General features: G+C 49.1%; 1 protein-coding gene. It reads left to right on the top strand.

Going from position 1 to position 495, the window contains the following annotated elements; translation table 11 throughout:
- Positions 1-114: 114 nt before the first annotated feature.
- On the top strand, positions 115-495 hold a 381-nt coding region (gene moaC / locus A3763_RS06470), incomplete at its 3' end, for a cyclic pyranopterin monophosphate synthase MoaC (RefSeq protein WP_068759953.1).

Raw genomic sequence — 495 nt, 5'->3', positions numbered from 1 at the left:
TACCTCGTGCTTTTCAGGCAGGAGCGCAAGGTGTAGCAGGTATTGGTGCGTGGTCTAAAAGATAGCAGCTTGGTCTGATAGAATGAGTCATTAGAGTCTGGGAAAGAGGTAAGTATGTCCGACAATCTAACGCACCTGAATGAGCAAGGTGCAGCGCATATGGTAGATGTGGGTGAAAAAGAAGTTACCCACCGTATTGCACGCGCAGAAGGTTACGTTTTAATGAAGGAAGAAACCCTTCGGATGATTACCGAAGGTCGTCACAAGAAAGGTGATGTATTCGCGACCTGCAGAATAGCCGGAATTATGGCGGCAAAGAAGTGTTCGGAGCTGATTCCCTTGTGTCATGCCTTGAACCTCAGTTCTGTAAGCATAGAGATTGAAGCGCTAGGTCTCGAAGAGGGTGAACCCCGGGTAAGAATGACGGCCCAGTGTAAGCTTGATGCCAAAACGGGTGTTGAAATGGAAGCCTTAACGGCCGTGAGTGTCGCCTGC

Source organism: Oleiphilus sp. HI0128 (genome assembly GCF_001635365.1).
This window is presented reverse-complemented; position numbering and strand designations above follow the sequence as displayed.